Below are 20,293 nucleotides of genomic sequence, written 5' to 3'. Positions count from 1 at the left end.
GCTCTATCCTGCGAAATCGACGCGGGCGATCTTGCCGCCCGCTATGGTGTAAATCGCGATCGCTTCGAAGCGCTCGCCATCCGGCGCGCGCCGGACGTCTTCGTGGTCTACGACAGTGTTCCCCGCCGCGATGCGGTTGATCAGGATTGCCTGGTTCTGCGGGAACTTGGCGAACATCGTCGCATAGCGCTCGCGGATGGCGGTCGCGCCGTCCTGGGTGATCTTGCCATCCGGGCCGGCAATGACGCAGTCATCGGCGTAGAACGTCATGAACGCGTCGAGATCCTGCGCGTTGTAGGCGTCGAGTTGGCCTTGGGCGAGTGCGGTGGGCGACATCAGCGGTCGACCTCGCCGAACACGATGTCGAGCGAACCGAGGATAGCGGCAACGTCGGCCAGCATGTGCCCGCGGCAGAGGAAATCCATCGCCTGTAGGTGCGCAAAACCCGGCGCGCGGATTTTGCAGCGGTACGGCTTGTTGGTGCCGTCGCTGACGAGATAGACGCCGAACTCGCCCTTCGGTGCTTCGACGGCGGCGTAAACCTCGCCGGCCGGCACCTTGTAGCCCTCGGTGTAGAGCTTGAAGTGATGGATCAGTGCTTCCATCGACTGCTTCATCTCGGCGCGCTTGGGCGGCACCACCTTGCCGTCGGTCGAGGCCACCGGCCCCTGCCCTTCAGGCGAATTCAGTAGATCGAGCACCTGCTTCATGATGCGGATCGACTGGCGCATCTCGTCCATGCGGACGAGATAGCGGTCGTAACAATCGCCGTTCTTGCCGACGGGAACGTCGAACTCGAGCCGGTCGTAGCACTCGTAGGGCTGTGCCTTGCGCACGTCCCAGGCATCGCCCGAGCCGCGCACCATCACGCCGGAGAAACCCCACTTCCACGCGTCGTCGCGCGACACCACGCCGATATCGGCGTTGCGCTGCATATAGATGCGGTTGCCGGTGAGGAGCTTTTCGAGATCGTCGAGCACCTTGAGGAACGGGTCGCAGAACGCGCCGATATCGTCGATCAGCGCCTGCGGCAGGTCCTGGTGCACACCACCCGGACGGAAATAGGCCGCATGCATACGGCTGCCCGAGGCGCGCTCGTAGAAGATCATGAGCTTTTCGCGCTCGTCGAAACCCCAGAGCGGCGGGGTCAGCGCGCCGACGTCCATGGCCTGCGTCGTGCAGTTGAGCATGTGCGACAGCAGCCGCCCGATCTCGGCATAGAGAACGCGGATCAGCTGGCCTCGGAACGGCACGGTGATGCCGAGCAGCTTTTCCACTGCGAGGCAGAACGCGTGCTCCTGGTTCATCGGTGCCACGTAGTCGAGCCGGTCGAAATACGGCACGGCCTGGAGGTAGGTCTTGGTCTCGATCAGCTTCTCCGTGCCGCGATGCAGCAGCCCGATATGCGGATCGACCCGCTCGACGACTTCACCGTCGAGTTCGAGGATCAGGCGCAGCACGCCGTGCGCCGACGGGTGGATCGGCCCGAAGTTGATCGTGAAATTGCGGACGTCGACTTCGGACATCAGTTCTTCGCCTTCTCGTCGCCGGGCAGCACGTAATCCGTACCCTCCCAAGGTGACAGGTAGTCAAACTGCCGAAATTCCTGCGGCAGCTTCACCGGCTCATAGACGACGCGCTTGCGCTCTTCGTCGTAGCGCACTTCGACATAGCCGGTGGTCGGGAAGTCCTTGCGCAGCGGGTAGCCGTCGAACCCGTAGTCGGTCAGCAGCCGGCGCAGGTCCGGATGCCCGGTGAACAGGATGCCGAACAGATCGTAGGTCTCGCGCTCGAACCAGTCGGCCCCCGGGTACATGCCGGTGATCGACTGCACGGGCTGCGTGTCGTCCGTCGTCAGCTTCAGCCGCACGCGCAGGTTCTGCTTGGGGCTGAGCAGGTGGTAGACCACGTCGAAGCGCTCGTCTCGCTCCGGGAAGTCCACGCCGCACACGTCGATGATCGAAATGAACGCCTCGTGGTCGTGCAGGAACGTCGCCACGTCGATGATGGCATCGCGCCGGACCGACAGCGTCAGCTCGCCATAGGCCAGCTTGTGGTCGATGATCTTGTCGCCGAGCGCGTTACGGGCGCGTTCAGCGAGCGCCGCGAGCGGTGAAGGAATGGGGCCGTCAATCATGGCCGGTCCTAACGTTCGATCGTGCCGGTGCGGCGGATTTTCTTCTGCAGCAGCAGGATGCCGTAGAGCAGCGCCTCAGCTGTCGGCGGGCAACCCGGGACATAGATGTCCACGGGCATCACGCGGTCGCAGCCGCGCACCACCGAGTAGGAATAGTGATAGTAGCCGCCGCCATTGGCGCAGCTGCCCATCGAGATGACGTAGCGCGGCTCCGGCATCTGGTCGTAGACCTTGCGGAGGGCGGGAGCCATCTTGTTGGTGAGCGTGCCGGCGACGATCAAGACGTCCGCCTGGCGCGGCGAAGCGCGCGGCGCAGTGCCGAATCGCTCGATGTCGTAGCGCGGCATCGACATCTGGATCATTTCCACGGCGCAGCAGGCGAGGCCCGTCTGCATCCACATCAGCGATCCGGTGCGCGCCCAGGTGATCAGCTGCGAGGCCGTCGAAACGAGGAAGCCCTTGTCCGCCAGCTCAGCGTTCACATCCGCCATGAACGGATCGTCGGCGCCGATCGGCTTGTTGGTGCGCGGGTCGATCAGGCCCTTGGGCTGCGGCGCGACCAGCGTCTGCTCACTCAATCCCATTCCAGCGCGCCCTTCTTCCATTCGTAGATAAAGCCGATAGTCAGTACCCCGAGGAAGATCATGACCGCCCAGAAGCCGAACCAGCCGACATCGCGGAAAGCCACGGCCCACGGGAACAGCAGCGCCACTTCGAGGTCGAACACGATGAACAGGATCGACACCAAGTAGAAGCGCACATCGAACTTCATGCGCGCGTCGTCGAACGCTTCAAACCCAGCCTCGAACGCCGACACCTTTTCCGGGTCCGGTCGCTTGTAGGCAACGATGAAGGGGGCAACCATGAGGGCCAGGCCGATAACGGCAGCCAGACCGACGAATATGATGATCGGCAGGTAGTTGCTGAGCAACTCGTTCATTGTGCAGCCTAATGGTCGGGCCGGCTGGGAGTGGCCGGCTCGCGCGGCCAGACGGGCGATTTTGGGCCCGCGAGACGACGCGACTTCGTGTGGCACGGGCTTAGCCCACGCCTTGCAGCGATTCAAGGAAAACTAATGTTGATCATTACGCTCAACTTAGCACGGGAATCCGGCTGAGACGCCCTGCCCGCAACGGTCTTCCGACGATTGTCGCTATCGGAGTGCTTTGCTCATGGTTGAGGCTGTGCAAACGCGTGACTGGCGATGCCGCGGGTCGCCGCGGAATCGCTAGAAATGGAACCGCGCGCCGAGGCTGAACTGGTCCTTCGGGTTGCCACCCTCGAGATCGAAGCCGCGCAGGTATTCGGCATTGACCGAGATATCGTCGCTGACCGCGTATTCAAGACCGCCACCCGCCAGCAGGTCACGCTCGCCGGTGCCGGTGAGCTCCATGCCGTAGCCGGCCGAGGCGTAGGCCAGCAGATCATCGGTAACCAGCACGCCGCCGCGACCCGTGACCTGCCCGTAGGCCGTGTCGATGGTGTCGCTGGTCAGCCCGTGCAGGGCCACCTCGCCGCCGACGAGGAAGAAGTCGAGCTGCGCATTCACGCCGGCCTCGATGCCCGCCCCGACCTCGCCGCCACGCGCCGGGCTGGATTGTACAACGCCGTAGACGCCGGCGTAAAAGCCGCTCCAGTCGAATCCACTGGCGACAGGAACGCCGACGGCGCTGGAACCGACCGGCACGGTGATGAGGTCAGACGCAGCCGCGGCCCCTACCGTGCCGGCTAGTGCTGCTGCTGCAAGCATCAGTCGCAACGACATCCGCATGTCTGGTCTCCGAGATCGCCTCCAACAGACTTCAATGCACCACCCCGCCCCGCGGTTCCGACGCACCTAGGGGCTGGTACAATTGAAATGTGGTGAGGGGACGGCCCTTGCAAGGGCAGAGCATGGCGACCGCCATCAAGCGATCATCGCCACCCGGTATTCTTCAACAATGTGATGAGAAAGGGTGGCGCGAGAGACGGGGCTCGAACCCGCGACCTCCGGCGTGACAGGCCGGCGCTCTAACCAACTGAGCTACTCCCGCAGCGCTTGCGAACAAGTCGTCCGCGCAACGTGGCGTCCGTTTAGAGGGAGGGTCGGAGAGTGTCAAGCGCCGAAACCGTGCGCGCCGCATACTTTCTTCCAGCTTTTCCACGCCTGCCTGCAAATGCCTTTCCAGACTGGCGTTTTCCCCATCGAATGCGGTGTCGCTCGCTAAGCCCCCGCACCCGCCGGACGAATGTTGTGGTTGTGGCGGAACACGTTCTCGGGGTCCCACTCGGCCTTGAGCGCGCGCAGCCGGGCAAGCTTGGCGGCGCCGAACGCCGCGTCGACTCGATCCTGCCCCTCGTTGCCGATGTAGTTGAGGTAGACCCGGCCGGTCGACCAGGGCTTCAGCACGGAGGCAATCTCCTTGACGCGGGCAATGTTGGCTTCGTTGTCGGCCGGATCCATCCAGCCGCAGATGTAGTGGACGTTCCACGGCGCGGTGCGCATGCCGAAGGCCGTTGCTTCTTCATCGACTCGCGACGGCGCGCCACCGCCAGGAACGAGGATGATGGCCGACTGCGGCGACACCGGCGTCAGCGCCAGCGCGGCATAGGCGTCGATCGCCTCCTCGGGCAGCTCGTTGAGGAAGTCGGCGGTCCAGTAGTTCTGCGAGCCGGGGAAGTTGCCGCCCATCTTCTGGAACTCGGTGTAAGGCATCGGCTGCACTAGGTCGGCCGCCGGCGGACCAAAGGCCCGGAACGGCGCCAGCACCCGCTGCCCTTCTTCCACGTCGCCGGCATAGATCAGTTGCACCACCACGATCGGCTTGCCGCGTGCCGGCTCGGGGACGAATGGCGCGTCGGGCGCGGTGGTGAAGGCCATTCCGGTGCCCACCTCATCCGGCGCGGTGCGCATGAAATCGCGAATGTGCCGCAACACGGCACCAGCCATCGGCGCCGGGTACATAAGCACGCCGGCCAGCACGATCGGGCCGAGCTTGTGCAGACGGAAGTGGAACGCCGTGACGATGCCGAAATTGCCGCCCCCACCGCGCAGGCCCCAGAACAGCTCCGGATTCTCGCTGGCCGACGCGACCACCTTGCGTCCGTTTGCGGTGACCACTTCGGCACTGATGAGATTGTCGCAGACGAAGCCGAACTTCCGCTCCAACCAGCCGCTGCCGCTGCCCAGCGACAGCCCGGCGACGCCGGTGGTGGGGTTTCGGCCACCAGTGAGCACGAGGCCGTATGCGGCAGTCGCCGCGTCGAACTCGCCCCAGTTCAGCCCGGCCTCGACGCGGCAGGTCTGCGCCGCAGGATCGATGGTCATCCCCTTCATGCCGCGCATATCGATGCACACCCCGCCGTCACAAACCGACGCACCGGTGACCGCATGGCCGCCGCCGAACACCGAGAGCGGCAAACCCTCTCGACGGGCAAGGCCGATGGCCAGCACCACGTCGTCGGCGCTGCTGCAGCGCGCGATCACCGCCGGCCGACAGTCGATCATGCCGTTGTAGACGCGGCGCGCGTCATCGTAGTCGGCATGGTCTGGGTGGATCAGGGTGCCCGCAAAACCAGGCAGATCAAAGCGGCTTACTTCGGCAATCGACATCAGAGCCCTCCCCTGGCCTAAGTCCGACGAACCGTGAAGTTTAGCGATGTGAGCCTACAGGGGGATTGTTGCGACGCACAGCCCAGATCGGAGTGCCACGGGTTGACGCCTCGCGACCAAAACCCTAGTTAGTGCGCCTTCGTCGCGACCACGTCGCTGACGGGCGGTTAGCTCAGTTGGTAGAGCATCTCGTTTACACCGAGAGGGTCGGCGGTTCGAGACCGTCACCGCCCACCATTCCCCTCGAATGACTGACATGCGCTTGGCGCCAGCACCAAGCCAACTTCAGCGCCCTGCCCCAAAAAGCAAATGGCCCCGGCGGCAAGCGCACGGGGCCATGTGGTCTTATCGACCGGAACGCGTTCTTAGTTGATCGCGTCCTTGAGGCCCTTGCCGGGCTTGAACTTGGCCTGGTTGGAGGCCGGGATCTTGATCTCGGCGCCCGTTGCCGGGTTGCGGCCGATCGAAGCCTTGCGCTTGGAAACGGCAAACGTGCCGAAACCGACGAGGCGAACTTCTTCGCCCTTCTTCAGCGAAGCGGTGACGGCGTCAAACACGGCATCGACAGCCTCCCCAGCCTGGGCCTTGGTCAGGCCCGCCTTGTCGGCGACGACGCCGATCAGATCGTTCTTGTTAGACATAGCGTTTCCTCACTGTGGGATGCCCGCCCTCTGAGGCGAACCAAAACGCCGTGACCCTTCTTCGATTCTGCTCGGAACGCAAGGAAATCCGGGCTTTTCCGCAAGCTGGGCACAGCAATTCTGTTAATGAACTGTCAATTTAGGCTCAACTTTGTCAGCCTTCGGGCGTTACTGTGGCGAGCGGCGTTCTCCGGATGCCCAAAAGCAGCGGCAAAGCCAGCAAATACACGCCTCCCCCGACGATCCAGATCAGCCCCGGCCAGGTCGGTTTGAGGGCGAAATACACCATTGAGAAGAATAGCGGGCCGAATACTGCCGAGAGGCTGACGAGACTGGCGAGCACGCCCTGAAGCTTGCCCTGGTTGTCGGCATCGACCTGCTGTGTGGTGAGCGATTGCAGCGCCGGCATGCCGATGCCGCCGAGCGCGAATAGTGGGGCCAGCGCGAACACGATCCAGCCCTGCGTGGCGAAGCCCAGAATCAGCAGCGCGGTGAGCTCGCAGGCCATGCCCAGAATCATCGCCCAACGCTCGCCCAACCGCGCCGCGACCGGACCGGTGAGCAAGGCCTGCGCGCCGGCGTGGAAGAGCCCGAACGCCCCTAGCGAGAGCCCGATCATCAGGCCGTTCCACTGGAACATGTCCTGGCCGAACAGCGCCCAGATGGTGCCGTACATGGTGCCGACGAAATTCATGATCACGAAGATGGCCATCAGCGGCAGTAGCGCCGTGAAGCTGAACGCCCAGCCCAACGGCCGGAACGGGTTCAGCGTCTTGAAGTCGAACTTGGCGGAGCTGTCACCCTTGCGCGATTCCGGCAGCACAAACAGCGCCAGCGCGAAGTTGACCGCGTTGAGGCCCGCCGCCACGAGGAACGGCGCCCGCACCCATATGTCGCCCAGAATGCCGCCGATCACCGGCCCAATGATGAAGCCGATGCCGAACATGGCGTGGAAGTAGCCGAAGCGCTTGGCGCGCTCCTCCTCGGCCGAAATGTCGGTGATATAGGCCGTGGCCACCGCCATGTTCGCACTGGTGACGCCGGCAATGGCGCGGCCCAGGACCAGCATCCAGAGCTCGGGCGCAAATGCCATGATCAGGTAGTCGATGGCGGCACCAGCCAGCGACAGCAGCAGCACCGGGCGCCGGCCATAGCGGTCGCTGAGCACCCCCAGCACCGGCGAGAACAGGAACTGCATCGCCGAATACAGCGCCAGCATAATGCCGATCAGTGTCGTCACCTCACCGGTATGGGTGACGTCCTCCAGCAGGCGCGGCAGAATCGGAAAGATCAGCCCGATGCCAACGGCGTCCAGCGTCACGGCGGCCAGGATCACGATAAGTGCTTTGTTCAACTCGGGGCCCTCCAGCCGGTCGATACGCGGGGCGCGTTCTTTATTCGTTCTTGTCTGCATTGGCAAACGAAATGCCTAAGTGGTGATCCGTGCCAACTTGTGCCAGCCCGTTGATCGACGACGCGGTTCTCACGCGTCACCTCGTGATCGCGGCTCTGCTCACCCCCGCCCATCCTCCCCCGGGAGGTGCCCGCTGGTGGTCCCGGTCCTGCCACAAACGAAAACGGCGCCCTGAGGCGCCGTCTCCAATTTCATCATTGCAAACCCGCTTAGTGCGGCAGGCTCGAGCCGGCTTCGTCGCCGTCGACGGTCGGGTCGACCACCGGCACCACGGCCGCCGGCTTGTCGTCGTCGTACTTCCATTCGATCGGCTCGGGCTGGCGGATCAGGGCGCGGCTCAGCACCTCGTCCATCCGGCTCACCGGGATGATCTCCATCCCCTCGGTCACGTTCTTCGGGATCTCCTTGAGATCACGCGTGTTCTCCTCGGGGATCAGCACGGTCTTGATGCCCGAGCGGAGCGCCGCAAGGAGCTTTTCCTTGAGCCCGCCGATCGGCAGCACGCGGCCGCGCAGCGTCACCTCACCGGTCATCGCGATGTCGTGCCGCACCGGAATACCGGTCATCAGCGAGACGATCGCCGTGGCCATGCCGATGCCGGCGGACGGTCCATCCTTCGGCGTCGCGCCTTCCGGCACGTGCAGGTGGATATCGCGCGTGTCGAACAGCGGCGGCTTGATGCCGAGGTCGACAGCCCGCGAGCGGACGTAACCCGAGGCGGCAGTGATGGATTCCTTCATCACTTCCTTGAGGTTGCCGGTCACCGTCATGCGGCCCTTGCCATGCGTCATCACGCCTTCGATCGTCAGGATCTCGCCGCCGACCGAAGTCCAGGCGAGGCCCGTCACCGCGCCGACCTGCGGCTCGGCATCGATCTTGTCGTTCCGGAAGAATGCCGGCCCGAGATATTCCTCGAGCAGTTCCGGAGTGATGACCACCTTGGTCGACTTCTTGACCAGGATGTCGCGCACGGCCTTCCGCATAAGCTTCGACAGCTCGCGCTTCAGGTTACGGACGCCGGCCTCACGGGTGTAGTTGCGGACCACGGCCATCAGCTGGTCATCGTCGATGACGAATTCCTTGGGCTGCAGGCCGTTTTCCTTCAGCGTCTCCGGGATCAGGTGGCGCCGGGCGATCTCGAACTTCTCCTCCTCGGTGTAACCCGAGAGGCGAATGATCTCCATGCGGTCCATCAGCGGGCCGGGGATGTTGAGCGTGTTCGAGGTGGTGACGAACATCACGTCCGAGAGGTCATAGTCGACCTCGAGATAGTGGTCGGCGAACGTGTGGTTCTGCTCCGGATCGAGCACTTCGAGCAGTGCCGACGACGGATCGCCACGGAAGTCCTGGCCCATCTTGTCGATCTCATCGAGCAGGAACAGCGGATTGCTCTTGCCTGCCTTCTTGAGCGACTGGATCACCTTGCCTGGCATGGAGCCGATATAGGTCCGGCGATGGCCACGGATCTCGGCCTCGTCACGAACACCACCGAGCGCCATGCGCACGAACTCACGGCCGGTCGCCTTGGCGATCGACTTGCCGAGCGAGGTCTTGCCGACGCCCGGAGGGCCGACGAGGCAGAGGATCGGGCCCTTGAGCTTGCCGGTGCGGGACTGCACCGCCAGGTACTCGAGGATGCGCTCCTTGACCTTCTCGAGGCCGTAGTGATCCTCGTCCAGCACCTGCTCGGCGTAGACCAGGTCGCGCTTGACCTTGCTCTTCTTGCCCCACGGGAGCGTCAGCAGCCAATCGAGATAGTTGCGGACGACCGTCGCTTCCGCCGACATCGGGCTCATCGTCTTGAGCTTCTTGAGCTCGGCGTCGGCCTTGGTGCGGGCTTCCTTGGAAAGCTTGGTCTTCTTGATCTTCTCTTCGAGCTCGGTCAGCTCGTTCGAGCCTTCCTCGCCGTCGCCCAGCTCGCGCTGGATCGCCTTCATCTGCTCGTTGAGATAGTACTCGCGCTGCGTCTTCTCCATCTGCCGCTTGACGCGGCTGCGGATGCGCTTCTCCACCTGCAGGACGCCGATCTCGCCTTCCATCAGGCCGAGGATCTTCTGCAGCCGCTCGCTCACCGAAACGGTGCCCAGCAGCTCTTCCTTCTGCTCGATCTTGATCACCAGGTGGCTGGCGATGGTGTCGGCAAGCTTGGAATGGTTGGTGATCTGGCTGACGGCGTTGACCACCTCGGCCGAGATCTTCTTGTTGAGCTTGACGTAGTTCTCGAACTCGGACTGGGCGGAACGCGCCATCGCCTCGAGTTCGGTCTCGTCTTCCTCGGGTTCCGGCAACGTCGTGGCTTCGGCTTCGAAGTAGTCGACGGTCTGCAGGTACTGGTCGATCTTGGCGCGGCGCAGCCCCTCGACCAGCACCTTGACGGTGCCGTCGGGCAGCTTCAGCAGCTGCAGCACCGAGGCGATGGTGCCGGTGGCATAAATCTCTTCAGGCGACGGATCGTCGTCCTGGGCATTCTTCTGGGTGACGACGAGGATGTGCTTGTCGTCGCGCATCACTTCTTCGAGCGCCTTCACCGACTTTTCGCGGCCGACGAAGAGCGGCACGATCATGCCCGGAAAGACAACGATATCGCGTAGCGGCAGCACCGGGTAAACCCGATCGCGATCGATTCCGGCGCCGCCTTGGGTAACGTCCGACATATTTGGTCCTTTCCTGGGCGCAGGGCTCAAAGGGAGAAAGCGCGAGCCCGCGCCCGTCTAGCAATCGGGCCGGTCCCCACGATGGGCGGCGAGCCTGATTCTGCTGATTAAATAGGGCGCCCTCAGCAAAGGGCAAGTCAACCTACCCGTAATGACGGGTATGCCTGCAATGCGGCGCCACTGTGTGCTGCCGCTGCATCAGCGAAGGGCACGTTGTCGCGGGACTAGACGGTCTGCAGCGCAGGCCCGACATAGCGCGCCCGCGGGCGGATCAACTGCCCGGCAGCCGCCTGTTCCAGCATATGCGCCAGCCAGCCAACCGACCGCGCCAGGGCAAAGATGGTGGCCGGCGCATGGCGCGGCAAGTCGTAGGCGACACTCAGCGCGGCGAGGGCAAAGTCGACATTGGGCCGGTCGCCGATCAGGCGTTCTGCTGCGGTTTCAAGGGCGTGAAATATCGGCGGCGCCTCGATGGCGGCCAGCAACGCCGCGCACCTGATGTCCCCGCCCGGATAGAGCCGGTGCCCGAACCCGGGAACGACGCGCCCTTCGTCCAGCCACTCGCGCAGGGCGCGTGTCGCGCGGCGCGGGTCGGCGCCGATATCGGCGGCGAGCGCCAGCACCGCGGACGCGGCATCGCCGTGCAGCGGGCCGCTGAGCGCTGCGAGGCCAGCCAACGCGCCGGCGGCCAGCGACGAACCTGTGGAAACGGTGACCCGCGCCGCGAAGGTCGAGGTGTTGAGCTCGTGATCAGCCAGCAGCACCAGGGCGCGACGCAGGGCATCAGCCGTCGAGGGACGACCGAGATATTGCGCGAGTCGCTGATGCAGCAGCCCTGCTCCGCTGCCGAGCATGGCGTCGGCAAGGCTGGCGAGAACCTTTCCGGCCTCCCCACGCAACTCGGCTGGAAAACGGCCGTAGCTGGGTGGGTCAGACGCCGCGCGCAGGGCAAGTTCAGCAAAGGCCGCATTCATTGGAGCATCGGTCGAGGCGGAGGATGAGGTGTCGTGAAGCTCGCAGGGGCCCTGCCATAGGAGGGTCGCGACATCCTCCAGCGTAGCTGTCGCCGACAGTTCGGCTGCATCAACGCCGCGATAATACAGGCGGCCGCCGCTGACGGTGGAGACGGCGGAGGGCAGCACCGGATCGCCCCAGCTGATCGCTTCGGAAGCGACTGTCGCCGTGCTGCGGCGGCCCCGGGCCCGCGATGCCAGGCGCTCCACGTCTTCCTCACGATAGAGGCTGCGGCGGGTATCCTGGGGGTCAGGCTTCGCGCGGATCCGGCCGCGGCTGACATTGGCGTAGAGCGACTGCGGCTTCGAACCGAGCCGGGCCAGTGCCTCTGTTGCATTGAGCCACATGCTGACCCCTGACATTGATCCATATGATCAAGATTGACGTCAATGTTAGCGCGCCTACCTTCCTTTGCAAACAGCCAAGGAGGCTCACATGAGCAATGGACTCGAAGACGTCGTCGCAGCCGAAACCGTCCTCTCGGACGTGGACGGGCTGGCGGGGCGACTGATCATCCGCGGCCAGCCGCTGGACGCGCTGGCCGGCCGGGTGAGCTACGAGGAGGTGCTGTCGCTGCTCTGGGACGGGTTTTTCCCCGACCTGCCCCAGGACCTGGCGCCGCCGCTCGCGAAGGCGCGGAGCGAAGTCTTCCGCACGCTCGAACGCGAGTTGCCGTTCCTTGCCGGCCGGCCGGTCTATGACGGCGTCCGCGCGCTCATGGCGCGCCTGCCCGACGGCACCGATCTCGATACCGCGCTGCTACTCGCTGCCGCTCCGGCGGTTCTGTTGCCGGCCCTGATCCGGCTGCAGGCCGGCAAGCCACTGCACGCGCCAGATGCCTCGCTGGGCCATGCTGCCGACATGCTCGCCATGCTTGGCGGCGCCAAGCCGGCGCCTGCCATGGCCGCGGCACTCGACGCCTATCTCGTCACCGTCGCCGATCACGGCCTCAACGCGTCCACCTTCGCGGCGCGCGTGGTGGCTTCGACGCTTGCAGGGCTCAACTCGTCGTCCCTCGCGGCACTCGGGGCCCTCAAGGGGCCGCGGCACGGCGGGGCGCTGGGGCCGGTGCTCGACATGCTCGATGCGGTTGGCAAGCCCGAGAACGCCGCGGCCTGGATCGAGAACGAGCTCGCCAGCGGTCGCCGGTTGATGGGTTTTGGCCACCGCATCTATCGCGTCCGCGATCCGCGGGCCGATGCGCTGAAAGCCGCGCTCGACCGGTTGGCCCAGTCGGGTGCCGTCGATACCACACGCATAGCTCTCGCCGGACATGTCGAGGCCGAGGCGCTGGCGGCGCTCAAGCGCCACAAGCCCGGCCGCGTGCTGGCGACGAATGTCGAGTTCTACCCGGCTTTGTTGCTCGAGGCCCTTGGCTTCCCGCGCGAGACTTTCACGGCGATTTTTGCGGCAAGCCGCATCGGCGGCTGGATCGCCCACGCCAAGGAAGAAGCCGCGAACGGCCGGCTTATCCGGCCGAAGTCGCTCTATGTCGGACCGGTGCCGAGGGTGGCTGCTTAGTTCTCTACTGCCCCCACCCGTCTCGGCTTCGGCGAGCCACCCTCTCCCGTACGGGAGAGGGGCGTTGTGGAGCGGGGCCCCTCGCCTCCCCTCTCCCCTTGGGGGAGAGGGGTGCCCAAAGGGCGGGGTGAGGGGCAGTCCAAGCTCTTAAGCTGCCACCTTCGGCGGCAGTTGCTGGCCCGGGGTCGAGACTGAAATCGCCTCTTCTTCCGGCGTCATCTCGGCCGGAACGTCGGCGAACAGCGGCGTCGACAGATAGCGCTCGCCCGTGTCGGGGAGCATCGCGAGGATGGTCGAGCCATCCGGCGCGCTTTCTGCGACCTTCAGGGCCGCTGCGAAGGTGGCGCCGGCGGTGATGCCGACGAAGATGCCTTCCTTCTGCGCCAGGTCCATCGAGCACTTCATGCCGTCGGGGCCGGCGATGGTCAGCACCTGGTCGAACAGCTTCTCGGTGACCGCCTCGTTGGTGATCCACGGGATGAAGTCCGGGCTCCAGCCCTGGAACGGATGCGGCTTCCAGGCGGAATGGCTGCCGGTGGCAGCGTGGTCGGCCCGGCGCTCCTGGCCCTCGCCGCTGGTCAGCATCGGCGCGCCTTCGGGCTCGGCGACGATGATCTTGGTGTTCGGCATCTTGTCGCGCAGCACCCGGCCGACGCCGGTCAGCGTGCCGCCGGTGCCAAAGCCGGTGACCCAGTAGTCGAGCTTCTCATCGGCGAAATCGCGGAGGATTTCCTGGGCCGTAGTCCGCGAATGCATGTCGGGGTTGGCTTCGTTCTCGAACTGGCGGGTCTGGAACCAGCCATTCGCCTCGGCCAGCGACTCGGCCTTGCGGATCATGCCGTTGGCGCGCTCGGCGGCTGGCGTCAGCACCACCTTGGCCCCGAGGAAGCGCATGAGCTTGCGGCGCTCGACCGAAAAGCTCTCGGCCATGGTCACCACCAGCGGATAGCCCTTGGCAGCGCACACCATGGCGAGACCGATGCCGGTATTGCCGCTGGTGGCTTCGATGACGGTCTGGCCCGGCTTCAGCGCGCCGGATTTCTCGGCCGCCTCAATGACGCCAAGTGCGAGACGGTCTTTCACCGAGCCGAGCGGATTGAAGGCCTCGACCTTGACGTAGAGCTTGACGTTCTTGGGACCGAGTTTGTTGATCCGGACCACCGGCGTGTTGCCGATCGTGCCCAGAATGTCTTTGAATTTCATGGTTCGTCCTCTTGCTTCCCCGCTTCAATTGAAGCCTACGCGCGTCACAGGACCGCGACAAGTGAACCTATGGTACGGAATTCAGCCGACGACCTGTCAGCCGATGGCATCGCCCCAGTCGAGCTTCTTCGCCGCCTTGAATGCCGGCTTGTCCCGGCTCGGCACGACGCGGGCCTCGAGTCCCTCCGGGGCACACACGGACAGCGCCACCGAAAACTTGTTCTCCTCCGGCCGGCGCAGCACGCGGCCCCTCGCCGGGGTCCCGATGCCGTTGCGGGCGAGGATCAGATAGCTGAACTTCTCGTCCTCGTAGCCGAGCGTGCCGCCCTTCATCCGCATATGATCGCGCGTTCGGCTGAGCCGGACCGAGAAATGGCACCAGTCGGGCTCTACCAGCGGGCACGGCGCTTCGTGCGGACACGGTGCCAGCACTCTGCCCCCGAGCTCAATCAGCCGCTGGCGCACCGCCATCAGCCGCTGGTAGTCGCGCGGCCGGCCGGGCTCGATGACCGCGAGGACGCCATCGCAATGCCGCCAGAGCCGCTCGGCTGCGGCCAGTATCTCGGCATCCGGCAGTTCGGTCAGGGCATAGGCACAAGTAACGAGGTCGTATCGGGTCTGCTGCTCGAAACGCGACAGGTCGGCCTCCACCAGAGCCGCTCCGGCGAGAGCCGATCCCTCCGCCAGGGTCTCGGCCAAGGCGAGAAAGGCCTGGTTGTGATCCATGAGCGTGGATGCGACGTCCTCGAACGCCTCGACGACCGCCCAGCCGGCCGTTCCGGGCCCTGCCCCCGCGTCGAGCAGCGTTCGCGGGGCGAAGTCGGGAGCACGCGCCTTGAGCTCAGCGAGCACGGCCGAAACGGCGGCGTAGGTTGCCGGCATCCGGCTCAGCGCATAGGCGATGGCGTCATCGGCGCCACCGATCACCTGCCGTGAGGCGCCGCGTTGACGGTAGTGCTCGGATATCCGGGTCGAGCTGTCGCCGAGGCCCTTCCGCCCCTCGGCAAGGCGGCGAACGGCAGCAGTCAATTCGGCTGGCAGGTCGGTCACCGGCGCCCGCCTTTGCGCACGCCGTAGGCCAGCAGCGCATCGCTGACCGCCCGCTTGAAGCGATCCTTGTCTCGCTCGGCGTTGTCGACGATCTCGCGCACCCGCCAGAACTCGCGGCCGCTGAACGGCCCAACCTCGGCGCGCACGTAGACATCCGGCGGGTGCTGCAGCACCGTTGCGTCCACTAGCTTCTGCGACATGATATCCGTCGCCACCACTGCGGCATCGGTAATGCTCGGCTCGCGCGTCGGATCGAGCAGTTCCGGGGTTCGGTGCACGTCGATGCCGATAAGCACATCGCACCTGCCTGCGATGTGCCCCAGCGGCAACGGGTTGCTCACCCCACCATCGATGAAGTAGCGGCCGTTGAGGCTGACCGGCCGGAACAGGCTCGGTATCGCCATCGAGGCCGCGATCGCCGGCCGCAGCGGGCCGCTGTCGAACACGACCTCCTTCCAGGCGTAGAAGTCGGTCGCGACGACATAGAACGGCACCTTCAGCTCGGCGAAATCGTCGGGGAAGCCCTCGGGCAGGAAGGCATTCGCGATCCCCTCGGAGTTGACCTGCACCGAGAGCCCCGAGGCCATCAGCCGCTTGAGGTTCGGCCGGTTGCGGTTCCACAAGGTCGTGGCGATCTGCTGCACGCTGCCCAGCACGCTGTAGGCATGCTCGCGCAGCTCCGCTCCGCTCATGCCGTTGGCCCAACCCGATCCGATCAGTGCGCCGATCGACGATCCGGCGATCACCGAAGGCTTCAGCCCCAGCTCGTCCATCGCCTCGATATACGGGATATGGGCCAGGCCGCGCGCCGCGCCGCTGCCGAGTGCCACACCGATCCGCATCGCTCACCCTCCACGGCGCCCTTATGCGACCGCCCAGTCCAAAAAGAAAAGGCCCCGCCGGATGAGCGGCGAGGCCTTCGATTCTGTGTCGAGAAGGGTCAAGCGCTGGTGGACAGCGCCTCTTCCTTCTTGCGCTCGGCGTAGATGTACAGCGGACGGACGTCCTTGCCGTTCACCACTTCCTCGCTGATCACCACTTCCTCGACGCCTTCCAGCGACGGGAGCTCGTACATCGTGTCGAGCAGGATGCCTTCGAGGATCGAGCGGAGGCCGCGGGCGCCGGTCTTGCGCTCGATGGCATGCTTGGCGATGGCCTTGAGCGCATCCTCGTGGAAGGTCAGCTCGACCTCTTCCATCGAGAACAGCCGCTGATACTGCCGGACCAGCGCGTTCTTCGGCGCGGTCAGGATTTCGATCAGCGCAGGCTCGTCGAGATCCTCGAGCGTGGCGAGGATCGGCAGACGGCCGATGAACTCGGGGATCAGCCCGAACTTCACCAGGTCTTCCGGCGCCACTTCCTTCAGCACGTCACCGACGCGACGGTCCTTTGGATCCTTGACCACGGCGGAGAAGCCGATGCCCGAGCCTTCGGAGCGTGCCGCGATGATGCGCTCGAGGCCGGCAAACGCGCCGCCGCAGATGAACAGGATGTTCGTCGTATCCACCTGCAGGAATTCCTGCTGCGGATGCTTGCGGCCGCCCTGTGGCGGAACGGAAGCGACGGTCCCTTCCATGATCTTCAGCAAGGCCTGCTGCACGCCCTCGCCCGACACGTCGCGGGTGATCGACGGGTTGTCCGACTTGCGGCTGATCTTGTCGACTTCGTCGATATAGACGATGCCGCGCTGGGCCTTCTCGACATTGTAGTCGGCGGCCTGCAGCAGCTTGAGGATGATGTTCTCGACGTCCTCGCCGACATAACCGGCTTCGGTCAGCGTCGTCGCATCGGCCATGGTGAACGGCACGTCGAGGATACGGGCCAACGTCTGCGCAAGCAGCGTCTTGCCGGTACCGGTCGGGCCGATCAGCAGGATGTTCGACTTCGAAAGCTCGATGTCCTGGTTCTTGGTGGCGTGGTGCAGCCGCTTGTAGTGGTTGTGCACCGCGACGCTCAGCACCCGCTTGGCACGGAACTGGCCGATCACGTAGTCGTCCAGCACCTTGCAGATTTCGGCCGGCGTCGGGACGCCGTCCGAGGACTTCACCATCGAGGTTTTGTTTTCCTCGCGGATGATGTCCATGCACAGCTCGACGCATTCATCGCAAATGAAGACGGTCGGCCCGGCGATCAGCTTCCTGACCTCGTGCTGCGATTTCCCGCAGAACGAGCAGTACAGCGTGTTTTTGGAAGATTCGCCGCTGGTCGTGTCCTTGGACATCCTGTCACTCCTGGGAGTTCGGGCTCCCATCCCGGCTAGAGAAGAACGCTAGCCCCGGATACCTAAACAAAATGTAAGCCCGACCGACCTTAACGGCCAGCCGGGACCCACACAATCACACAAGTGTCACACTCGCGTAGGACGTTGAGATTCACCTTAATAGGTAAAACCTCCATCACGCGTCGGGCGCAGCCCGCTTTTCGAAGATCGAGTCGATGATGCCGAATTCCTTGGCCTCTTCGGGGCTGAGGAAACGGTCACGCTCGAGCGCGTTGTGAATGGCGTCGTAGTCCTGGCCGGTATGCTTGACGTAGATTTCGTTGAGCCGGCGCTTCAGTTTCTCGGTGAACTGGGCGTGGATCAGGATGTCGGTCGCTTGGCCCTGATAGCCGCCGGACGGCTGGTGCACCATGATCGAAGCATTCGGCAGGGCCGCGCGAAGACCCTTCTCGCCGCCGGCGAGGAGGAGCGAGCCCATCGAAGCCGCCTGCCCGATGCACAGCGTCGCCACCGGCGGGCGAATGAACTGCATGGTGTCGTAGATGCCGAGACCGGAGGTCACGACGCCGCCGGGCGAGTTGATGTAGAGGCTGATTTCCTTCTTCGGATTTTCCGACTCGAGGAACAGCAGCTGCGCCGCAATCAGGGACGCCATCTGGTCTTCGACCTGGCCGGTCACGAAGATGATGCGCTCCTTGAGCAGGCGCGAATAGATGTCGAAAGCGCGCTCGCCGCGCGTCGTCTGCTCGACCACGGTGGGCACGAGGTAGTTGTAGAAGGTATCGACCGGATCTCTCATTTGGAGATTTGCCCCTTTGAAGGAAGAATCAGCGCTCGCGGCCGACTTCAGGCGATGCCCGCTTAACGGGCGGTAAAGCGACAGATAGGCGCCAATGTGGCAGGCCGCAATAGTCCCATATTCGCGCAACCCGAGGGATCGAGGGAAGCTGCCCGGATGGGGAGGCAGTCCGGTGGGGCGGCTATGCCGCGAAGCTCACCACGACGCCGCGCTTCTTGAAGTAGGACTGCATGGTCTTGCGGCCCTGGCGGTTGTTTTGCGCGAGCTTGGCCGGATCGAACACGGCTTCCTTGGCGCCTTCCTTGGCCATCGCCGCCTTCAGCGCCGCGATGTGGACGTCGATATCGGCGTTGTTCTCGCGCAGCGAGGTGTAGATGTTGTCGATCGCTTCGGTCAGGGTGAGGTCGCTCACGGGCTCGAACTCCAATGGGTGTCTGGCGAGGCGTTTAGCCGGTTTTTCCGCTGCGGCAAGTTGTTTCCGCTACCCCTGACGGCTTCCCGTCGGGCCGGATCGCCCTATAGCATGGCTGTCAGTTTCCGTTTCAGCAGGTTCAATCCTTGTCCGTAGCCGCTCCCTTCATCCTCACCGACCGCCACGCCAACGCCCAGCCGCGCGAACTCGCCTTCTACCGCGACCCCTATGCCTTCTACGACGCGGTGCACGCGGCCTCGCCCGCCTTCTTCTGGGATAATTACGGGCACTGGTGCTTTGCCGGCTTCAAGGACGTGAGCGCACTGCTCCGTGACAAGCGCTTCGGCCGGCAGATCCTCCACCTGATGAGCCGCGAGCAGCTCGGCATGGCGCCGCCCAAGGCGCACACCGCCGCCTTCGACCAGACCGAGAAATACACACTCCTCAACCTCGAGCCGCCCGCTCACACCCGGCTGCGGGCGCTGGTCAACCGCGCGTTCGTCTCGCGCAACGTCGAGCAGTTGCGCCCGCGCATCGAGCGGCTGGCCAATGAGCTGATCGACGGTTTTGAGGCCGACGGCCACGTCGAGCTACTCCGGGCCTTCGCGGCGCCGGTGCCGGCCATTGTCATCACCGAGATGATTGGCCTCCCCGCCGACATGGCGATGCAACTGGTCGACTGGTCGAACCGCATGGTCGCCATGTACATGTTCGGCGTCACCCACGAGACCGAGCTCGACGCCAACCAAGCCTCGATCGAATTTATGGACTACGTGCGCCAGATGATCGCTGAGCGCCGCCGGCAGCCGAGGGAGGACCTCCTCACCCACATGCTGACCACCGAGATCGACGGCGAGAGGCTGACCGAGGACGAGGTGATCTCCACCACTATCCTGCTGCTCAACGCCGGGCACGAGGCGACCGTCCACACGACCGGCAATGGCGTGAAGGCGATCCTCGAGAGCGACCTCGACCGCAAGGCGCTGTTCGCGGGCGAGGACCAGACCGAAGCCACGGTTGAAGAGTGTGTTCGCTTCGACGCGCCGCTCCATATGTTCACCCGCTACGCGCTGCAGGATGTGACGCTCGACAACGGCCTGAGCTTCAAGCGGGGCGAGACCATCGGCCTGATGCTTGGCGCCGCCAACCGCGACCCCGCCCGCTTCGCCGAGGCCAACCGGTTCGATCCGTTCCGCAAGGATGGCGCCAATGTCAGCTTCGGCGCCGGAATCCACTTCTGCATCGGCGCGCCTCTGGCGCGGATCGAGCTGCAGGTGGCGATGAAGACGCTGTTCGAGCGGCTGCCGGGGCTGCGGCTCGCCGCCGAGCCGCAGTACAAGAACATCTACCACTTCCATGGGTTGGAGCGGCTGGAGGTGGCTTGGTAGGCGTCAGCGTCGAATCCGCCGCCCAATCCAGTTCGCAAGGTCGAGCAAGAGCAGCGCCACGGCCCCGACGGCGAACGCGACCCCGCCCCAGCCCACCGTCAACAGCATCGCTGTCGTGATCCCTTCCCACGACGGCATGCACGGAATCCAGTACCGATCCGGTAGTCGCGGGCAGTATTCGACATGGGAGCCACCCTTGGCGATCATCGCCATTCCGGCCAACACCGTCAGAACGGCGCCGAATGTA

At 64.6% G+C, this 20,293-nt stretch carries 20 protein-coding genes and 2 tRNA genes; 3 read left to right on the top strand and 19 right to left on the bottom strand.

What is annotated here, in order from left to right:
* Window positions 1-3 precede the first annotated feature (3 nt).
* From AC1DV8_RS12660 to AC1DV8_RS12625, 8 genes are all read right to left on the bottom strand, one after another.
* Window positions 4-336, bottom strand: coding sequence for a nuclear transport factor 2 family protein (locus AC1DV8_RS12660; protein WP_477149438.1), 333 nt, complete (start codon window positions 334-336; stop codon window positions 4-6).
* Window positions 336-1,526 (bottom strand): NADH-quinone oxidoreductase subunit D, encoded by a 1,191-nt coding sequence (locus tag AC1DV8_RS12655; protein WP_477157689.1) that lies wholly within the window; start codon window positions 1,524-1,526, stop codon window positions 336-338. The genes AC1DV8_RS12660 and AC1DV8_RS12655 overlap by 1 nt, the downstream gene beginning before the upstream one ends.
* A complete protein-coding gene (locus tag AC1DV8_RS12650; RefSeq protein WP_477157700.1) occupies window positions 1,526-2,122 on the bottom strand; it encodes an NADH-quinone oxidoreductase subunit C in 597 nt (198 codons plus the stop codon). Before AC1DV8_RS12650 ends, AC1DV8_RS12655 begins: the two co-directional genes overlap by 1 nt.
* Window positions 2,123-2,145: 23 nt before the next feature.
* Window positions 2,146-2,721 (bottom strand): NuoB/complex I 20 kDa subunit family protein, encoded by a 576-nt coding sequence (locus AC1DV8_RS12645; protein ID WP_055881654.1) that lies wholly within the window; start codon window positions 2,719-2,721, stop codon window positions 2,146-2,148.
* Window positions 2,712-3,077, bottom strand: coding sequence for an NADH-quinone oxidoreductase subunit A (locus AC1DV8_RS12640; RefSeq protein ID WP_477149441.1), 366 nt, complete (start codon window positions 3,075-3,077; stop codon window positions 2,712-2,714). The genes AC1DV8_RS12645 and AC1DV8_RS12640 overlap by 10 nt, the downstream gene beginning before the upstream one ends.
* Before the next feature lie 288 nt (window positions 3,078-3,365).
* Window positions 3,366-3,908, bottom strand: coding sequence for an outer membrane protein (locus tag AC1DV8_RS12635; RefSeq protein WP_477149442.1), 543 nt, complete (start codon window positions 3,906-3,908; stop codon window positions 3,366-3,368).
* Window positions 3,909-4,093: 185 nt separating this feature from the next.
* Window positions 4,094-4,170 (bottom strand) — tRNA-Asp (locus tag AC1DV8_RS12630).
* A 170-nt stretch (window positions 4,171-4,340) separates the two neighbouring features.
* A complete protein-coding gene (locus AC1DV8_RS12625; RefSeq protein ID WP_477157688.1) occupies window positions 4,341-5,729 on the bottom strand; it encodes an FAD-binding oxidoreductase in 1,389 nt (462 codons plus the stop codon).
* A 161-nt stretch (window positions 5,730-5,890) separates the two neighbouring features.
* Between AC1DV8_RS12625 and AC1DV8_RS12620 the strand changes: the two genes are divergently transcribed.
* Window positions 5,891-5,966, top strand: a tRNA-Val gene (locus AC1DV8_RS12620).
* 128 nt (window positions 5,967-6,094) lie between these two features.
* On the opposite strand, the gene AC1DV8_RS12615 is transcribed toward AC1DV8_RS12620, so the two are convergent.
* From AC1DV8_RS12615 to AC1DV8_RS12600, 4 genes are all read right to left on the bottom strand, one after another.
* A complete protein-coding gene (locus AC1DV8_RS12615; RefSeq protein ID WP_477149444.1) occupies window positions 6,095-6,370 on the bottom strand; it encodes an HU family DNA-binding protein in 276 nt (91 codons plus the stop codon).
* Window positions 6,371-6,524: 154 nt separating this feature from the next.
* Complete coding sequence (gene tet / locus AC1DV8_RS12610; RefSeq protein ID WP_477157687.1) at window positions 6,525-7,724, bottom strand: Tet(A)/Tet(B)/Tet(C) family tetracycline efflux MFS transporter; 1,200 nt, start codon at window positions 7,722-7,724, stop codon at window positions 6,525-6,527.
* Window positions 7,725-7,993: 269 nt separating this feature from the next.
* Entirely contained in the window at window positions 7,994-10,438 is a 2,445-nt protein-coding gene (gene lon / locus AC1DV8_RS12605; RefSeq protein WP_477149446.1) for an endopeptidase La, read from the bottom strand.
* A gap of 224 nt (window positions 10,439-10,662) precedes the next feature.
* Window positions 10,663-11,799 carry a citrate synthase gene (locus tag AC1DV8_RS12600; RefSeq protein ID WP_477157686.1) on the bottom strand — a complete coding sequence of 379 codons (1,137 nt, stop codon included), beginning with the start codon at window positions 11,797-11,799 and terminating at the stop codon, window positions 10,663-10,665.
* An 88-nt stretch (window positions 11,800-11,887) separates the two neighbouring features.
* Here AC1DV8_RS12600 and AC1DV8_RS12595 point away from each other — a divergent pair, with 88 nt between their 5' ends.
* A complete protein-coding gene (locus tag AC1DV8_RS12595; protein ID WP_477157685.1) occupies window positions 11,888-12,973 on the top strand; it encodes a citrate synthase in 1,086 nt (361 codons plus the stop codon).
* Window positions 12,974-13,120: 147 nt separating this feature from the next.
* Here the strand turns inward: AC1DV8_RS12595 and cysK are convergent, their stop codons facing one another.
* The 6 genes from cysK to AC1DV8_RS12565 all read right to left on the bottom strand — a co-directional run bounded on the left by cysK (window position 13,121) and on the right by AC1DV8_RS12565 (window position 18,658).
* Window positions 13,121-14,176: a cysteine synthase A gene (gene cysK, locus AC1DV8_RS12590; protein WP_477149449.1), complete on the bottom strand. Its 1,056-nt coding sequence runs from the start codon at window positions 14,174-14,176 to the stop codon at window positions 13,121-13,123.
* Between the two features lie 96 nt (window positions 14,177-14,272).
* The gene (locus tag AC1DV8_RS12585) at window positions 14,273-15,226 is read right to left on the bottom strand and encodes a small ribosomal subunit Rsm22 family protein (protein WP_477157684.1); all 954 of its coding nucleotides are present in this window, start codon (window positions 15,224-15,226) and stop codon (window positions 14,273-14,275) included.
* On the bottom strand, window positions 15,223-16,068 hold the full coding sequence (locus tag AC1DV8_RS12580) for a patatin-like phospholipase family protein (RefSeq protein ID WP_477149451.1): 846 nt from the start codon (window positions 16,066-16,068) through the stop codon (window positions 15,223-15,225). The genes AC1DV8_RS12585 and AC1DV8_RS12580 overlap by 4 nt, the downstream gene beginning before the upstream one ends.
* 98 nt (window positions 16,069-16,166) lie before the next feature.
* Window positions 16,167-17,447: an ATP-dependent Clp protease ATP-binding subunit ClpX gene (gene clpX / locus AC1DV8_RS12575; RefSeq protein WP_477149452.1), complete on the bottom strand. Its 1,281-nt coding sequence runs from the start codon at window positions 17,445-17,447 to the stop codon at window positions 16,167-16,169.
* 175 nt (window positions 17,448-17,622) lie between these two features.
* On the bottom strand, window positions 17,623-18,246 hold the full coding sequence (locus AC1DV8_RS12570; protein ID WP_477149453.1) for an ATP-dependent Clp protease proteolytic subunit: 624 nt from the start codon (window positions 18,244-18,246) through the stop codon (window positions 17,623-17,625).
* 181 nt (window positions 18,247-18,427) lie between these two features.
* The gene (locus tag AC1DV8_RS12565; RefSeq protein WP_477149454.1) at window positions 18,428-18,658 is read right to left on the bottom strand and encodes a hypothetical protein; all 231 of its coding nucleotides are present in this window, start codon (window positions 18,656-18,658) and stop codon (window positions 18,428-18,430) included.
* Window positions 18,659-18,804: 146 nt separating this feature from the next.
* On the opposite strand from AC1DV8_RS12565, the gene AC1DV8_RS12560 reads away from it, so the two are divergent.
* Window positions 18,805-20,046 carry a cytochrome P450 gene (locus tag AC1DV8_RS12560; RefSeq protein ID WP_477149455.1) on the top strand — a complete coding sequence of 414 codons (1,242 nt, stop codon included), beginning with the start codon at window positions 18,805-18,807 and terminating at the stop codon, window positions 20,044-20,046.
* Window positions 20,047-20,049: 3 nt separating this feature from the next.
* Here AC1DV8_RS12560 and AC1DV8_RS12555 read toward each other — a convergent pair whose 3' ends face one another.
* Window positions 20,050-20,259, bottom strand: coding sequence for a hypothetical protein (locus AC1DV8_RS12555; RefSeq protein WP_477149456.1), 210 nt, complete (start codon window positions 20,257-20,259; stop codon window positions 20,050-20,052).
* Window positions 20,260-20,293: the final 34 nt, after the last annotated feature.

The sequence above is a fragment of the Devosia sp. P3_B2 genome, assembly GCF_056402875.1.
The sequence above is the reverse complement of the archived record's forward strand: the minus strand, read 5'-3'. Positions and strand labels throughout refer to the sequence as shown.

Bases quoted from the DNA above. Each gene is read 5' to 3' on its own strand.
- AC1DV8_RS12640 (WP_477149441.1), bottom strand. From the start codon at position 3,077: ATGAACGAGTTGCTCAGCAACTACCTGCCGATCATCATATTCGTCGGT.
- AC1DV8_RS12655 (WP_477157689.1), bottom strand. From the start codon at position 1,526: ATGTCCGAAGTCGACGTCCGCAATTTCACGATCAACTTCGGGCCGATC.
- AC1DV8_RS12580 (WP_477149451.1), bottom strand. From the start codon at position 16,068: ATGCGGATCGGTGTGGCACTCGGCAGCGGCGCGGCGCGCGGCCTGGCC.
- clpX (WP_477149452.1), bottom strand. From the start codon at position 17,447: ATGTCCAAGGACACGACCAGCGGCGAATCTTCCAAAAACACGCTGTAC.
- AC1DV8_RS12570 (WP_477149453.1), bottom strand. From the start codon at position 18,246: ATGAGAGATCCGGTCGATACCTTCTACAACTACCTCGTGCCCACCGTG.
- AC1DV8_RS12660 (WP_477149438.1), bottom strand. From the start codon at position 336: ATGTCGCCCACCGCACTCGCCCAAGGCCAACTCGACGCCTACAACGCG.
- cysK (WP_477149449.1), bottom strand. From the start codon at position 14,176: ATGAAATTCAAAGACATTCTGGGCACGATCGGCAACACGCCGGTGGTC.
- AC1DV8_RS12625 (WP_477157688.1), bottom strand. From the start codon at position 5,729: ATGTCGATTGCCGAAGTAAGCCGCTTTGATCTGCCTGGTTTTGCGGGC.
- AC1DV8_RS12645 (WP_055881654.1), bottom strand. From the start codon at position 2,721: ATGGGATTGAGTGAGCAGACGCTGGTCGCGCCGCAGCCCAAGGGCCTG.
- AC1DV8_RS12635 (WP_477149442.1), bottom strand. From the start codon at position 3,908: ATGCGGATGTCGTTGCGACTGATGCTTGCAGCAGCAGCACTAGCCGGC.
- AC1DV8_RS12615 (WP_477149444.1), bottom strand. From the start codon at position 6,370: ATGTCTAACAAGAACGATCTGATCGGCGTCGTCGCCGACAAGGCGGGC.
- lon (WP_477149446.1), bottom strand. From the start codon at position 10,438: ATGTCGGACGTTACCCAAGGCGGCGCCGGAATCGATCGCGATCGGGTT.
- AC1DV8_RS12600 (WP_477157686.1), bottom strand. From the start codon at position 11,799: ATGTGGCTCAATGCAACAGAGGCACTGGCCCGGCTCGGTTCGAAGCCG.
- AC1DV8_RS12555 (WP_477149456.1), bottom strand. From the start codon at position 20,259: ATGGCGATGATCGCCAAGGGTGGCTCCCATGTCGAATACTGCCCGCGA.
- AC1DV8_RS12595 (WP_477157685.1), top strand. From the start codon at position 11,888: ATGAGCAATGGACTCGAAGACGTCGTCGCAGCCGAAACCGTCCTCTCG.